This is a genomic window from Paenibacillus oryzisoli, assembly GCF_001653565.1.
Taxonomy (GTDB): domain Bacteria; phylum Bacillota; class Bacilli; order Paenibacillales; family NBRC-103111; genus Paenibacillus_E; species Paenibacillus_E oryzisoli.
The window spans coordinates 1-253 of sequence record NZ_LYPB01000062.1 but is presented as its reverse complement, the minus strand read 5'-3'; positions in this window follow the sequence as shown (position 1 = coordinate 253).

The following is a 253-nucleotide window of genomic DNA, read 5'->3' as shown; positions in this document are numbered from 1 at the left end:
TTGCAAGATTCGTTAGAATCAAGCAACCTAAGTTCTTACTTTACGTTAGTTGACAATTTCACCATTGCTACGCAACGGGAATTTGCAACAGTTTCGTTATCTAGTTTTCAAGGAACAATGTTGTTGAAGGGTTAATTCATCCTTCAAAACTGAACACGAGTGAGTAAGCGATTTTGTATCCGAAGATACTTGACTGTGTCTATCAGACACGAGTCTCCATAGAAAGGAGGTGATCCAGCCGCACCTTCCGATA